Raw genomic sequence first — 14650 nt, 5'->3', positions numbered from 1 at the left:
CCAGATGGACAGCAGCTGGCCCGCCTCGGCGGTGAGCCGCAGGGCCGCGCCCATCACGCGGGCCTCCGCGTCGACGCCGAAGTCGGTGCGCCGCCGCACCTCCTCCAGGGCCCAGTCAGCCCCGGACAGCGCCGCCGAGCCACGGGCACCGCGCAGGGCCGCCTCGGAGGTGATCTCGTTGCTGCGGCGCCGCATCACGCGGTGACCGTAGACCCGGTCCACGGCCTTGCGTACGGACTCCACGGATTCGGCCACACCGGGCAGCGCGCCCAAGGCGGAGAGCGGGTCGGCGGTCGCGCCTGTCGTACTCATGGGTACGACAGTACGCACCCCGGCGGCCGGCCCCACGAAGGAGTGGTCTTCTTCACTTCGCCGCGCCACATACAGCTATCGTCCGGCTACCCTTGGTGAACATGAAAATTGCTTTCGTCGGGAAGGGCGGGAGCGGCAAGACGACGCTCTCCTCGCTCTTCATCCGTCATCTCACCGCCGCCGGCGCCCCGGTGGTCGCCATCGACGCGGACATCAACCAGCACCTCGGCCCCGCCCTGGGCCTCGGCGAGGAGGAGGCGGCGGCACTGCCCGCCATGGGCGAACAGCTCACGCTGATCAAGGACTATCTGCGCGGCACCAACCCGCGCATCGCCTCGGCCGCGACGATGATCAAGACGACTCCGCCCGGCGAGGGATCGCGGCTGGTCCGGGTGCGCGAGCCCAATCCGGTCTACGACGCCTGCGCGCGTCCGGTGGAACTCGACGGCGGTGCCGTCCGGCTGATGGTCACGGGTCCCTTCACGGACGCCGACCTGGGGGTCTCCTGCTACCACTCCAAGACGGGGGCGGTGGAGCTGTATCTGAACCACCTCGTCGACGGCCCCGACGAGTACGTGGTGGTCGACATGACGGCCGGTTCGGACTCCTTCGCCTCCGGCATGTTCACCCGCTTCGACATGACGTTCCTCGTCGCCGAGCCCACCCGGAAGGGCGTCTCCGTCTACCGCCAGTACAAGGAGTACGCGCGGGACTTCGGCGTGGCCCTCAAGGTCGTCGGCAACAAGATCCACGAGCCGGACGACATCGACTTCCTGCGCGCGGAGGTCGGGGACGACCTGCTCGTGACGGTCGGGCGCTCGGACTGGGTGCGCGCCATGGAGAAGGGCCGCCCGCCCCGGTTCGACCTCCTGGAGGAGGCCAACGCCCGCGCCCTGGAGACCCTTCGGGCCGCCGTGGACGCCGCCTACGAGCGGCGCGACTGGGAGCGCTACACCCGTCAGATGGTGCACTTCCACCTGAAGAACGCCGAGTCCTGGGGGAACGAGCGCACCGGGGCCGACCTGGCGGCGCAGGTCGACCCCGGCTTCGTGCTCGGCGAGAGCGTGGCGACCCCCGCCTGACGCCTACTGCCGGCCGGCCGGCGCCCCGGGCACACCCTTGGGCGCCGGGGCCGCGCTGCCGGACAGGAAGGACGCCCAGCCCTGCCGGGGCGCCTCGCCGACCTCCAGGGAACGCAGCCGCGCCAGCGTCCGCGGGTCCTGGGCGTCGAGCCAGTCGGCCAGCTGCCGGAAGGAGACACAGCGCACCTCGGGCTTGGTGCACACCTCCTTCACCACCTCTTCCACGGCGCGCATATAGGTGCCGCCGTTCCAGGACTCGAAGTGGTTGCCGATGACCAGGGGCGCGCGGTTGCCGTCGTAGGCGCGGTAGAAGCCCTTGAGGAGGCCGTCGCGCATCTGGTCGCCCCAGTAGTCGAACTTGTCGGGGTCGCCCTGGGTCTGGGTGCCGGACTGGCCGACCATGAAGTTGTAGTCCATGGTCAGCTGTTCATAGGTGTGGCCGGGGAAGGGCACCAGCTGCATCGACAGGTCCCACAGCCCCTCCTTCTTCTTGGGCCAGACCTGGTCGTCGACCCCGCTGGAGTCGTAGCGGAAGCCGAGGTCGCGGGCGGCCTTCACGAAGTTCTTGCGCCCCTCCAGGCAGGGGGTGCGGGCGCCGATCAGCTCCTTGTCGTAGTCGAAGGGCAGCGGGTCCTCGCCCCGCATGCCGGTGTTGGTCCGCCAGGACTTCACGAACGCCTTGGCCTGGGCGATCTCGCTCTTCCACTCGTCCACCGACCAGGTGCCCACCCCGCCCTCGGGCCCGCAGAAGTGGCCGTTGAAGTGGGTGCCGATCTCGTTGCCCTCCAGCCAGGCCAGCCGCAGCTGCTCAAGGGTGTCGGCGATGCCCCGCTCGTCGTTGAACCCGATGTCGGAGCGGCCCGGGGAGTGCTGGGGCGGCTTGTAGAGGTCGCGTTTCTCCTCCGGCAGCAGGTACACCCCGCTGAGGAAGTACGTCATGGTCGCGTTGTTCTCCTTGGCGACCTCACGGAAGTGCGAGAACAGTTTCTGACTGTCCTCGCCCGCGCCGTCCCAGGAGAACACGACGAACTGCGGGGGCCTCTGACCCGGGCTCAGCCGCTCGGGCCTGGGCAGATGCGGCTGGGCTCCGGTGTACACGGTGGATCCGTCGCCGATCGGCCGGAACACACTGCCCGGCGCCGGGGCACCCTGCTGCGGGCCGGGCGCCCCGGGCCTCACGGCGGTGGCGTCTCCCGCGCAGCCGGCGAGTGCCGCCGCGCAGGCCGCGGCGACCATGGCGCCGACGGCGATCCTCTGGGTGGCGGCCATGTTCCGCCCACCTTCTTCCTTCTCTCAGGCACACGCTGACTTGGGCCTTTTCCGGTGATGTGCCGGGCTCGCCCCGATGCGCGGCCAAGGTCGCACGGGGTCGAGAAGGGATGAAGATGACAAGCCGATCAAATGATTAATTCACTCCCAGAGGGGATTCTCTCCTCCATTTACGCCGAAAAACTATTCCGTACCTTTACATGGCATTACTATTCCTTTACCAAATCCGCGCACCCGGGCGCAGTCCGGCCAACCGGCGCCCCACGGGGTGGAGGCGACGGACAACGGGCCTTACGACAGGTCTAAACCAATTTTCCCGGCGACCCTTGTCATCGGCCCCCCGGGTCTGATGAGCTGTGGCCTGGGACACAACGGACACCCTTGGAAAGGGAGATGTCGTGAGCAACGAGAGCCTGGCCAACCTGCTGAAGGAAGAACGCAGGTTCGCGCCCCCCGCCGACCTGGCAGCACACGCCAATGTCACCGCGGAGGCGTATGAGCAGGCCAAGGCTGACAGGCTCGGCTTCTGGGCCGAGCAGGCCCGCCGGCTGACCTGGGCCAAGGAACCGACCGAGACGCTGGACTGGTCCAACCCGCCGTTCGCCAAGTGGTTCCAGGACGGCGAGCTGAACGTCGCCTACAACTGCGTGGACCGCCATGTGGAGGCCGGCCACGGCGACCGCGTCGCGATCCACTTCGAGGGCGAGCCCGGGGACAGCCGCGCGATCACCTACGCGGAGCTGAAGGACGAGGTCTCCAGGGCCGCCAACGCCCTGCTGGAGCTCGGCGTACGCAAGGGCGACCGGGTCGCCATCTACATGCCGATGATCCCGGAGACCGCGATCGCGATGCTGGCCTCGGCCCGGATCGGCGCGGCCCACTCGGTGGTCTTCGGCGGCTTCTCGGCGGACGCGCTCGCGACCCGCATCCAGGACGCCGACGCCAAGGTCGTCATCACCACCGACGGCGGCTACCGGCGCGGCAAGCCGTCCGCGCTCAAGCCCGCCGTGGACGAGGCGCTCGGCAAGGCCACCCAGGTCGAGCACGTGCTGGTGGTGCGCCGTACCGGCCAGGAGGTCGCCTGGACCGAGGACCGGGACCTGTGGTGGCACGACGTGGTGGGTCGGCAGTCCGCCGAGCACACCCCGGAGGCGTTCGAGGCGGAGCACCCGCTGTTCATCCTCTACACCTCCGGCACGACGGGGAAGCCGAAGGGCATCCTGCACACCTCCGGCGGCTACCTCACCCAGGCGGCCTACACCCACTGGGCGGTCTTCGACCTCAAGCCGGAGACGGACGTGTACTGGTGCACGGCCGACGTCGGCTGGGTGACCGGCCACTCGTACATCGTGTACGGCCCGCTGGCCAACGGCGCGACGCAGGTGATGTACGAGGGCACGCCGGACACCCCGCACCAGGGCCGGTTCTGGGAGATCGTGCAGAAGTACAAGGTCACGATCCTCTACACCGCGCCGACCGCGATCCGGACGTTCATGAAGTGGGGCGACGACATCCCCGCCAAGTACGACCTGTCCTCCCTGCGGGTCCTCGGATCGGTGGGCGAGCCCATCAACCCCGAGGCGTGGATCTGGTACCGCAAGCACATCGGCGCCGACCGCACCCCCGTGGTCGACACCTGGTGGCAGACCGAGACCGGCGCGATGATGATCTCGCCGCTGCCCGGCGTCACCGAGGCCAAGCCCGGTTCGGCGCAGCGCCCGCTGCCCGGCATCAGCGCGACGGTCGTCGACGACGAGGCGAACGAGGTGCCCGACGGCGGCGGCGGCTACCTGGTGCTGACCGAGCCGTGGCCGTCGATGCTGCGCACCATCTGGGGCGACGACCAGCGGTTCCTCGACACCTACTGGTCCCGCTTCGATGGCAAGTACTTCGCCGGCGACGGCGCGAAGAAGGACGAGGACGGAGACATCTGGCTGCTGGGCCGGGTCGACGACGTGATGCTCGTCTCCGGGCACAACATCTCCACCACCGAGGTGGAGTCGGCGCTGGTCTCGCACCCGGCGGTCGCCGAGGCCGCCGTCGTGGGCGCCGCGGACGAGACCACCGGCCAGGCCATCGTCGCCTTCGTCATCCTGCGCGGCTCGGCGTCGGAGACCGAGACGCTCATCGGCGAGCTGCGCAACCACGTCGGCGCCACCCTCGGCCCGATCGCCAAGCCCAAGCGGATCCTGCCGGTGGCCGAGCTGCCGAAGACCCGCTCGGGCAAGATCATGCGCCGTCTGCTGCGGGACGTCGCCGAGAACCGCCGGCTCGGAGACGTGACCACCCTGACCGACAGCACCGTCATGGATCTCATCCAGGCCAAGCTGCCCGCCACGTCCAGCGAGGACTGAGCGGACCGGGAGGAGTCGAACGGCGTCCTGCGGGGCACCCGGCAGTCGAACGTGCCGGGTGCCCCGAGGGCGGCTACGGTGAAGATCATCGGACCGGCGCGCGCTACTTTAGGTAAACTAAGGAAAGTGTCGCGGCATGTGACACCTCAGGTGCGCCGGGAAGTCTGGTCGGCATGTGATTCCGCCTGCCTGCCTCCGGAGGTCTCCCGTGACCGCGCCCCGCACTCCCACCACCGTCCGCAAGGTTCTCGGGCGCCTGTCCCTGCCCGAGCGCACCTTCATCGCGGACGCGCTGCGCACCGAGACCGTCGGCGGTGTCCTGCTGCTCCTGGCCGCCGTGGCCGCCCTGCTCTGGGCGAACGTCCCCGGCCTGCACCACAGCTACGAGACGGTCAGCCGCTTCCACTTCGGCCCCGGCGCGCTGGGCCTGCACCTGTCCGTCGCCCACTGGGCCGCCGACGGACTGCTCGCGCTGTTCTTCTTCGTCGCCGGCATCGAACTCAAGCGCGAGCTGGTCGCCGGGGACCTGCGCGACCCCAAGGCGGCCGTGCTGCCCGTGGTGGCCGCCCTGTGCGGGATGGCCGCACCCGCGCTCGTCTACACGCTCACCGGCATCGCCGGGAACGGCTCCCTCCAGGGCTGGGCGGTGCCCACCGCCACCGACATCGCCTTCGCGCTCGCCGTGCTCGCGGTCATCGGCACCTCCCTGCCCAGCGCCCTGCGCGCCTTCCTGCTCACCCTGGCGGTCGTCGACGACCTCTTCGCGATCCTGATCATCGCGGTCTTCTTCACCGACCGGCTGAACCTCGCCGCCCTCGGCGGGGCCGCCGCCGGGCTCGCCGTCTTCTGGCTGCTGCTGCGCAAGGGGGTGCGCGGCTGGTACGTGTACGTACCGCTCGCCGTCGTCATCTGGGCGCTGATGTACAACAGCGGCGTGCACGCCACCATCGCCGGCGTGGCGATGGGCCTGATGCTGCGCTGCACCACCCGGGAGGGTGAGCAGCACTCGCCGGGCGAGCACATCGAGCATCTGGTGCGGCCCCTGTCGGCCGGGCTCGCCGTACCGCTGTTCGCCCTGTTCAGCGCAGGCGTGTCGATATCCGGCGGGGCGCTCGCGGACGTGTTCGCCAGGCCCGAGACGCTCGGTGTCGTGCTCGGCCTGGTCGTGGGCAAGACGATCGGGATCTTCGGCGGCACCTGGCTGACCGTCCGCTTCACCCGCGCGCGGCTCAGCGAGGAGCTGGCGTGGGCCGACGTCTTCGCGATGTCCTCGCTCGCCGGGATCGGCTTCACCGTGTCGCTGCTGATCGGCGAGCTGGCCTTCGGGAGCGACACCGTGCTGACCGGCGAGGTGAAGGCGGCCGTCCTCACCGGATCGCTGATCGCGGCGGTGTGCGCGACGATGCTGCTGAAGCTGCGCAACGACCGGTACCGCAGGCTGTGCGAGGAAGAGGAGCGCGACGAGGACCTCGACGGGATCCCGGACGTCTACGAGCAGGGCGACCCGGCGTACCACCTCCGGATGGCCGAGATCCACGAGCGCAAGGCCGCCGAACACCGGCGGCTGGCCGCCGAGGCACGCCGCGGGCTTGCGGAAGTGCCGGGCGGGGCAGGCGAGGAGCGCGACCGTCCGGCATGATCTGACGAGACGGTACAAAACAAGACGGCCGCACGCGCGCGACGGCTACCCGGACGGCCGTACGAGCACGACGGCCGTCCCCACAGCACATGTGCGGCACGAGACCTCTGAGGGAGAACGCGATGAGCGCACCCGACGGCAGCCCGGTCGGCGCCGAACGCAGTATCGGCCAGCTGTTCGCCTCGGCGACGACCGAATTGTCGGCGCTGGTGCACGACGAGATCGCGCTGGCCAAGGCCCAGCTCAAGCAGGACGTGAAGCGCGGCGCGGTGAGCGGCGGCGCCTTCTCGATGGCGGGCGCGGTCCTGGTGTTCTCCCTGCCGATGCTCAACTTCGCCCTGGCGTACGGCATCCGCACCTGGAGCCACTGGAACCTGGCGATCTGCTTCGTGCTGTCCTTCGCGGCCAACGTGCTGGTGGCCGGTCTGCTCGGGCTCATCGGCGTGGTGTTCGCCAAGAAGGCCAAGAAGGGCAAGGGCCCGCAGAAGGTGGCCGCCTCGATGAAGGAGTCGGCGGGCGTCCTGCAGAACGCCAAGCCGCACCCGCGTCCGGAGCTGCCCGGCGAACCGGCTCCCGCCGCCATCGAGGCTGTGGCACGCTCGTCGTCATGACGGACCCAGCCGCCCCCTCGCCCGTGCGGATCGACCTCCCGGACGGGACCCGGGTCACGCACCGGGATGTCGCCGCCAACGGCGCCCGCTTCCACATCGCGGAGCTGGGCGACGGGCCCCTGGTGCTGCTTCTGCACGGTTTCCCGCAGTTCTGGTGGACGTGGCGGCACCAGCTGACCGCGCTCGCCGACGCGGGCTACCGGGCGGTGGCGATGGACCTGCGGGGCGTCGGCGGCAGCGACCGCACGCCCCGCGGGTACGACCCCGCCAACCTGGCGCTCGACGTCACCGGGGTGATCCGCTCGCTCGGCGAGCCGGACGCCGCCCTGGTCGGCCACGACCTCGGCGGCTACCTGGCGTGGACGGCGGCGGCCATGCGGCCCAAGCTGGTCCGGCGCCTGGCGGTGGTGTCCATGCCGCACCCGCGACGCTGGCGCGCGGCGATGCTGCGGGACGCCCGGCAGACGGCCGCCAACTCCTACATCTGGGGATTCCAGCGGCCGTGGCTGCCCGAGCGCCAACTGACCGCCGACGGGGGCGCGCTGGTGGGCCGGCTGATCCGGGACTGGTCCGGGCCGCGCCCGCCGGAGGACGCGGCCGTGGAGACGTACCGGCGGGCCATGTGCATCCCCTCCACGGCGCACTGTTCCATCGAGCCGTACCGCTGGCTGGTGCGCTCCCTGGCCCGCCCCGACGGGGTGCAGTTCTACCGCAGGATGAAGCGGCCCGTGCGGGTGCCGACGCTGCATCTGCACGGCTCGCTGGACCCGGTGACCCGGACCCGCAGCGCGGCCGGTTCCGGGGAGTACGTCGAAGCGCCGTACCGCTGGCGCCTGTTCGACGGTCTCGGTCACTTCCCGCACGAGGAGGACCCGGCCGCGTTCTCCACGGAACTGGTCAACTGGCTGAAGGATCCCGAGCCGGACCGGTGACCGTCCGGGGGCCGGATTCCGAGGCGTCCGGCATCCGGTTCCCCACCCGTGTCCCCCGACCCGCCACATGCCTTGCGCATAGGCCAATTAGGGGGCGCGCGGGCGGTTATCGACCTTCGGGCGGGGGCACACGTCGGGGTATGGGCTGGACGCACGACTACAGTGACGCACCCCGCAACCGCCGCTCGGCCACGGGTCCGGGCACGCCCCAGCGGGTCACGCAGCAACTCGCGGTGGGCGACCCGAGGGTGGGGATCCCGCGCATCCTGCGCCGCCGGGCCCGCTGGGTCTCGGTGCGTCTGCGTCACCCGCGGGGCTGACCGCCGCCGCGCCGCCCTACAGGGCGCAGCTGTCCGTACCCACCTGCTCGTTCGCCGTACGACCCCGCTCGATGTCGGCCCGGATCTCGTCCGCCGTCAGCGCGTACCCCGTGTCCGCGTCGTCGAGTGACTTCGCGAACACCACGCCGTACACCTCCCCGTCCGGAGTGAGCAGCGGGCCGCCGGAGTTGCCCTGCCGGACGACGGCGTACAGGGAGTAGACATCGCGGCGGACCGTGCCGCGGTGGTAGATGTCCGCTCCGCTGGCCGTGATGCGCCCGCGCACGCGCGCGGCGCGCACGTCGTACGCGCCGTTCTCCGGGAAGCCCGCGACGATGGCGCCGTCCCCTCCGGCCGCGTCCTCGCGGGTGAACCGCAGCGCGTTCGCCCGCAGGTCGGGCACGTCGAGTACGGCGATGTCGCGCTCCCAGTCGTACAGCACCACCCGGGCGTCGTACTTGCGGCCCTCACCGCCGATCTGCACCCGCGGCGCGTCGACACCGCCGACCACGTGCGCGTTGGTCATCACGCGCCGGTCGGCGAACACGAAGCCGGTGCCCTCCAGGACCTTGCCGCAGCTCTGGGCGGTGCCGGTGACCTTGACGATGGAGTTCCGGGCGCGCTGGGCGACCGGGCTGCCCGCGAGCGCCGGGTCGGGCGGCCGCACGTCCTTGATCGGCTCGTCCGCGAACGGGCTGAAGACCTGCGGGAAGCCGTTCTGCGCCAGCACCGAGGAGAAGTCCGCGAACCAGGTGTCGGCCTGCTCGGGCAGCGCCCGGGAGACGCCGAGCAGCACCTTGGAGCCCCGGACCTCCTTGCCGAGCGTGGGCAGGGTCGTACCGGCCAGGGCGGACCCGATCAGCCAGGCCACCAGGAGCATCGCGACCACGTTGACCAGCGCGCCGCCGGTGGCGTCCAGGGCGCGGGCCGGGGACCAGGTGATGTGCCGGCGCAGCTTGTTGCCGAGATGGGTGGTCAGGGCCTGCCCCACGGAGGCACAGACGATCACGACGACCACGGCCACGACGGCGGCGGTGGTGCCTACCTCCTCCTTGCCGGTCGTGGCGTCCCAGATCACGGGCAGCGCGTACACGGCGAGCAGGCCACCGCCGAGGAACCCGGTCACCGACAGGATGCCGACGACGAAGCCCTGGCGGTAACCCACCACCGCGAACCACACGGCCGCGACGAGCAACAGGATGTCCAGCACGTTCACTGCTTCAGGCCTCGCCTACTCACTCCGCTCCCAGCAGCTCGGCCGGGCCCGGGGCCGCCCCCCGGGGATTAGCACGTGGATCACCCTGTCACGCGCGCCAGTCGAGCGGGACCCGCTTGCCCCGGTCCCAGGGGCGCTCCCAGCCCGCGTAGTGCAGCAGGCGGTCGATCACCCCGGCCGTGAAGCCCCACACCAGGGCGGATTCGACCAGGAACGCCGGGCCGCTGTGGCCGCTGGGGTGGACGGCGGTGGCGCGGTTGGCGGGGTCCGTGAGATCCGCCACGGGCACGGTGAAGACCCGGGCCGTCTCGTTCGGGTCGACCACGCCGACCGGGCTGGGCGCGCGCCACCAGCCCAGCACGGGCGTCACGACGAAGCGGCTGACCGGGATGTACAGCCGGGGCAGCACGCCGAAGAGCTGCACGCCCGACGGGTCCAGCCCGGTCTCCTCGCGCGCCTCGCGCAGCGCGGCCCGCAGCGGCCCCTCGCCCTGCGGATCGCCGTCCTCCGGATCCAGCGCGCCGCCCGGGAAGGACGGCTGGCCGGGGTGCGAGCGCAGGGAGCCCGCGCGCTCCATGAGCAGCAGTTCCGGGCCGCGCTCGCCCTCGCCGAACAGGATCAGCACGGCCGACTGCCGCCCCGAGCCGTTCTCCGGCGGCAGGAAGCGGCTCAGCTGCGCCGGCTCGACCGTCTCCGCGACGCGCAGGACCGGCGCCAGCCAGTCCGGCAGCCCCGCGCTGCTGAGCGTCAGCGGGCCGTCCTGTGTGCCGCTCGTCCTCGTCATCGCCACCCCCGTCGTCCTGCCCTGTCCAACGCCCGAGGGCGCCGAGATCGTTCCGTCACGCGGCCCCCAGGGGCGGCGCCGGTTTGCCGCCGGCGTCGAGATAGGCCCGCGGTGGGTTGAGGCGCTGGCCCGGGAAGCCGCCCTTCTCGTACTTCAGCAGCTTCTTCGCCTTCTCCGGGTCGGTCTCGCCCTCGCCGTACGCCGGGCACAGGGCGGCGATGGGGCAGGCGCCGCAGGCGGGCTTGCGGGCGTGGCAGATGCGCCGGCCGTGCCAGATGACGTGGTGCGACAGGTCGGTCCACTCGCTCTTCGGGAAGAGCGCGCCGACGGCGGCCTCGATCTTGTCCGGGTCGGTCTCGTCGGTCCACTTCCAGCGCCGCACGAGCCGCTGGAAGTGGGTGTCGACGGTGATCCCGGGCCGGCCGAAGGCGTTGCCGAGGACGACAAATGCCGTCTTGCGGCCCACGCCGGGCAGCGTGACCAGGTCCTCCAGCCGGCCGGGCACCTCGCCGCCGAAGTTCTCGACGAGCGACTTGGAGAGCCCTATGACCGACCTCGTCTTGGCCCGGAAGAAGCCGCAGGGACGCAGGATCCCCTCGACCTCCTCCGGGTCGGCGGCGGCGAGGTCCTCGGGGGTGGGGTACCGGGCGAAGAGCGCCGGGGTGGTCTGGTTGACGCGCAGGTCGGTGGTCTGGGCCGACAGCACGGTGGCGACCAGCAGCTGGAAGGGGTTCTCGAAGTCCAGCTCGGGGTGGGCGTAGGGGTACACCTCGGCCAGCTCGCGGTTGATGCGGCGGGCGCGGCGGACCAGGGCGGTGGGGGACTCGCCGCTCGGCGGACGGACGGTGATCTTCTTGACGGGCGCGGCCTTCTCTACGACGGCTTCGGCGGGGAGGACCACGTCGGCCGGCTTCACCTTCTTGGCGACCGCGGCCTTCCCGGCGGGAGCGGCCTTCTTTGCGGGAGCCGACTTCTTGGCGGGAGCCGACTTCTTGGCGGGAGCCGACTTCTTGGCCGGCGTGGCCTTCTCGGCCCGGGCGGTCTTCTTGGCGGGCGTGCTCTTCGTGGCGGTGGCCTTGGAAGCCGCGGCCTTCTTGGCGGAAGCGGCCGTCTTGGCGGAAGCGGCCTTCTTCGCGGGTGCCGACTTCTCGGCCGCCGGTGCCGCCTTCTTCGCGGCGGCCTTCTCAGCGGGCGTCTCGGCAGGCGCCCCGGCGGGCTTCGCGGCCCGCTTCGTGACCTTCTTCGCCGTCTTCTTCGCGGGCGAGGTCCCCCCCTCCGCACCGACAGCCTTTTTAGCCGATTTGCCCGTTTTACTACTTCCATCGGGCGCGCGTTCGCCCACAGCGGAATCGCGACGTACAACCACCCGCCCAGCCCCCTTGTCCTGTGCTGTCACCGGCGATTTGGACACCCGGCCAGCCTAAAGCCCGGCGCCGACATCCGCCCCGGACCCGGCGGAGCGGCCCCCGATCGGACCCCTGACGCTTACCCCGGGAGACGTGTGCGGCATCCTTGTGACAGATCACACTGTTTGGACCGTCCGGCAAAATGGGGAACACGGTCCCCTGGCACACGGGGGAGCAAGATCCCCTGAGCAGGTCGACAAGGAGAGAACTCGTGGACGACGTTCTGCGGCGCAACCCGCTCTTCGCGGCTCTCGACGACGAGCAGGCCGCGGAGCTTCGCGCCTCCATGAGTGAGGTGACCCTCGCACGCGGCGATTCCCTGTTCCACGAGGGCGACCCCGGGGACCGGCTGTACGTCGTCACCGAAGGCAAGGTCAAGCTGCACCGCACCTCCCCCGACGGCCGGGAGAACATGCTGGCCGTCGTCGGCCCCGGCGAACTCATCGGCGAACTGTCGCTGTTCGACCCGGGCCCCCGCACCGCCACCGCGACCGCGCTGACCGAGGTCAAGCTGCTCGGTCTCGGCCACGGTGACCTCCAGCCCTGGCTGAACGCCCGCCCCGAGGTGGCCGGCGCGCTGCTACGGGCCGTCGCCCGGCGGCTGCGCAAGACCAACGACGCCATGTCCGACCTGGTCTTCTCCGATGTCCCCGGCCGGGTGGCCCGCGCCCTGCTGGACCTCTCGCGCCGCTTCGGCGTGCAGTCCGAGGAGGGCATCCACGTCGTCCACGACCTGACCCAGGAGGAGCTGGCCCAGCTGGTCGGCGCCTCCCGCGAGACCGTGAACAAGGCCCTCGCCGACTTCGCCCAGCGCGGCTGGCTCCGCCTGGAGGCGCGCGCCGTGATCCTGCTGGACGTGGAGCGGCTGGCCAAGCGATCGCGCTGACGCCCGCCTCGGCCGTACGACGACGGGGCCCCGCTCGCACGAGCCGGGCCCCGTCGTCGTGCCCGGGCCAGGGCCTGTCGTTGGGATCAGGTCGCGGGGCATCGGCGGCGCCCTGTCATGCCGGTGAGCGGCGCCTGGTGCGTGCGAACGCAAGGCGGAGGAGGGCGACGACGCGGAGCGTTGACCACCGACGACAACGCCGCGGATGTGCGTGCCAGGCCCCGCGTCCGCGGCGTGGGCCGAACGACAGACCCTAGATCAGCCCGTGCTCGCCGAGGTAGTCCAGCTGGGCCCGGACCGACAGTTCCGCCGCCGGCCACAGCGAGCGGTCCACGTCGGCGTAGACCTGGGCGACGACCTCGGCCGGGGTGCGGTGGCCGTTCTCGACCGCGGTCTCCACCTGGGCGAGCCGGTGGGCGCGGTGGGCGAGGTAGAACTCCACGGCGCCCTGGGCGTCCTCCAGGACCGGCCCGTGGCCCGGCAGGACGGTGTGCACCCCGTCGTCCACCGTCAGGGACCGCAGCCGCCGCAGGGAGTCCAGATAGTCCCCGAGCCTGCCGTCCGGGTGCGCCACGACCGTCGTACCGCGCCCGAGGATGGTGTCGCCGGTCAGCACCGCCCGGTCGGCGGGGAGGTGGAAGGACAGCGAGTCCGCGGTGTGCCCGGGGGTGGGTACGACCCGCAGCTCCAGGCCGCCGACGGTGATCACGTCCCCGGCGGCCAGCCCCTCGTCGCCGAGCCGCAGGGCCGGGTCCAGGGCACGCACGCGCGTGCCGGTCAGCTCGGCGAACCGGGCGGCGCCCTCGGCGTGGTCGGGGTGACCGTGGGTCAGCAGGGTCAGGGCTATCCGCTTGCCGGCCTTCTCCGCCGTGTCCACGACGTTGCGGAGGTGGCCGTCGTCGAGCGGGCCGGGGTCGATCACCACGGCCAGGCCGGAGTCGGGCTCGGCGACGATCCAGGTGTTGGTGCCGTCCAGGGTCATCGCGGAGGCGTTGGGCGCGAGGACGTTGACCGCCCGTTCGGTGGCCGGCCCGGACAGCGCTCCGCCCCGGGGCTGGCCCGGCAGCGCGCTCGCGTCGGTCATGCGGGACCTCCACCGGTGGTCGAAGGGGTGGTCGTGGGTGTGGACGTGGTCACGGGCGTGGCCGGGCGGGCACCGGCCGAGGCGTCCACCGGGCCGTCCGCCGACGCCCCGGGCTTCCCGGAGCCCGCAGGTGCCGGTCCCCCGGGCTTCCCGGGCCCCGTAGATGCCGTCGTAGGCGCTACGGCCGTCTCCGGCGCCGCCCGCCCCGTCGGCTCCGCGGCCGTCGGTTCCGCCTCCGTGGGGATGTGCTTGGTGAACTCCTCGTGCCCCGGCCAGGAGAGGACGATCTCGTCGCCGTCGAGGCGGGCGGTCGCCCGTACGGGCGTCATGTCGCGCGCGGGCGCGGCGGCCAGTGCCTCGGCGGCGGTGCCGTAGGGAAGCAGCCGGCGCAGGGTGGCGATGGTGGGCGGCATCATCAGCAGCTCGCCCCGGTCGTACCCGGCGGCGGCCTCGGCGGGGCGGATCCACACCGTGCGGTCGGCCTCCGTGGAGGCGTTGCGGGTGCGCTGCCCCTCGGGCAGGGTCGCCACGAAGAACCACGTGTCGTAGCGGCGGGCCTCGAACTCCGGGGTGATCCAGCGGGCCCAGGCGCCCAGCAGGTCCGAGCGCAGCACCAGGCCGCGCCGGTCGAGGAACTCCGCGAAGGACAGCTCACGCGCGACCAGGGCGGCGCGGTCGGCCTCCCAGTCGTCCCCCGTGGTGTCGCCGACGACCGAGTCCGGGCCGGGACCGGCGAGCAGCACGCCGGCCTCCTC

Annotated in this window: 12 protein-coding genes and 2 pseudogenes; 7 read left to right on the top strand and 7 right to left on the bottom strand. The window is 71.8% G+C overall.

What is annotated here, in order from left to right; all coding sequences use genetic code 11:
- Positions 1–312 (bottom strand): annotated as a pseudogene (locus tag H5J33_RS08225) (oxidoreductase); the annotation flags it as partial.
- Between the two features lie 101 nt (positions 313–413).
- Between H5J33_RS08225 and H5J33_RS08220 the strand changes: the two are divergent.
- Positions 414–1394, top strand: coding sequence for an ATP-binding protein (locus H5J33_RS08220; RefSeq protein WP_181794221.1), 981 nt, complete (start codon positions 414–416; stop codon positions 1392–1394).
- A gap of 3 nt (positions 1395–1397) precedes the next feature.
- Here the strand turns inward: H5J33_RS08220 and H5J33_RS08215 are convergent, their stop codons facing one another.
- Positions 1398–2663, bottom strand: coding sequence for a hypothetical protein (locus tag H5J33_RS08215; protein WP_181794220.1), 1266 nt, complete (start codon positions 2661–2663; stop codon positions 1398–1400).
- A gap of 398 nt (positions 2664–3061) precedes the next feature.
- On the opposite strand from H5J33_RS08215, the gene acs reads away from it, so the two are divergent.
- The 5 genes from acs to H5J33_RS37295 all read left to right on the top strand — a co-directional run bounded on the left by acs (position 3062) and on the right by H5J33_RS37295 (position 8519).
- Complete coding sequence (gene acs, locus H5J33_RS08210) at positions 3062–5017, top strand: acetate--CoA ligase (RefSeq protein WP_181794219.1); 1956 nt, start codon at positions 3062–3064, stop codon at positions 5015–5017.
- 208 nt (positions 5018–5225) lie between these two features.
- Positions 5226–6656, top strand: a complete 1431-nt coding sequence (nhaA, locus tag H5J33_RS08205; RefSeq protein WP_181794218.1) for a Na+/H+ antiporter NhaA — start codon at positions 5226–5228, stop codon at positions 6654–6656.
- A gap of 122 nt (positions 6657–6778) precedes the next feature.
- The gene (locus H5J33_RS08200; RefSeq protein ID WP_030606372.1) at positions 6779–7267 is read left to right on the top strand and encodes a phage holin family protein; all 489 of its coding nucleotides are present in this window, start codon (positions 6779–6781) and stop codon (positions 7265–7267) included.
- Positions 7264–8199, top strand: coding sequence for an alpha/beta fold hydrolase (locus tag H5J33_RS08195; RefSeq protein WP_181794217.1), 936 nt, complete (start codon positions 7264–7266; stop codon positions 8197–8199). Before H5J33_RS08200 ends, H5J33_RS08195 begins: the two co-directional genes overlap by 4 nt.
- A gap of 140 nt (positions 8200–8339) precedes the next feature.
- Positions 8340–8519, top strand: coding sequence for a hypothetical protein (locus H5J33_RS37295; RefSeq protein ID WP_258564957.1), 180 nt, complete (start codon positions 8340–8342; stop codon positions 8517–8519).
- A gap of 16 nt (positions 8520–8535) precedes the next feature.
- Here the strand turns inward: H5J33_RS37295 and H5J33_RS08190 are convergent, their stop codons facing one another.
- From H5J33_RS08190 to nth, 3 genes are all read right to left on the bottom strand, one after another.
- Entirely contained in the window at positions 8536–9735 is a 1200-nt protein-coding gene (locus tag H5J33_RS08190) for a MarP family serine protease (RefSeq protein WP_181794216.1), read from the bottom strand.
- A gap of 88 nt (positions 9736–9823) precedes the next feature.
- Complete coding sequence (locus H5J33_RS08185) at positions 9824–10519, bottom strand: CoA pyrophosphatase (RefSeq protein ID WP_181794215.1); 696 nt, start codon at positions 10517–10519, stop codon at positions 9824–9826.
- A gap of 55 nt (positions 10520–10574) precedes the next feature.
- Entirely contained in the window at positions 10575–11861 is a 1287-nt protein-coding gene (gene nth, locus H5J33_RS08180; protein WP_181794214.1) for an endonuclease III, read from the bottom strand.
- A 275-nt stretch (positions 11862–12136) separates the two neighbouring features.
- Here nth and H5J33_RS08175 point away from each other — a divergent pair, with 275 nt between their 5' ends.
- On the top strand, positions 12137–12811 hold the full coding sequence (locus H5J33_RS08175; RefSeq protein WP_014674022.1) for a Crp/Fnr family transcriptional regulator: 675 nt from the start codon (positions 12137–12139) through the stop codon (positions 12809–12811).
- A 253-nt stretch (positions 12812–13064) separates the two neighbouring features.
- Here the strand turns inward: H5J33_RS08175 and H5J33_RS08170 are convergent, their stop codons facing one another.
- On the bottom strand, positions 13065–13895 hold the full coding sequence (locus H5J33_RS08170) for an MBL fold metallo-hydrolase (RefSeq protein WP_181794213.1): 831 nt from the start codon (positions 13893–13895) through the stop codon (positions 13065–13067).
- 209 nt (positions 13896–14104) lie between these two features.
- Positions 14105–14650 (bottom strand): annotated as a pseudogene (locus H5J33_RS08165) (NUDIX hydrolase); the annotation flags it as partial.

The organism is Streptomyces sp. WELS2, from assembly GCF_013870595.1.
Taxonomy (GTDB): domain Bacteria; phylum Actinomycetota; class Actinomycetes; order Streptomycetales; family Streptomycetaceae; genus Streptomyces.
The sequence above is the reverse complement of the archived record's forward strand: the minus strand, read 5'-3'. Positions and strand labels throughout refer to the sequence as shown.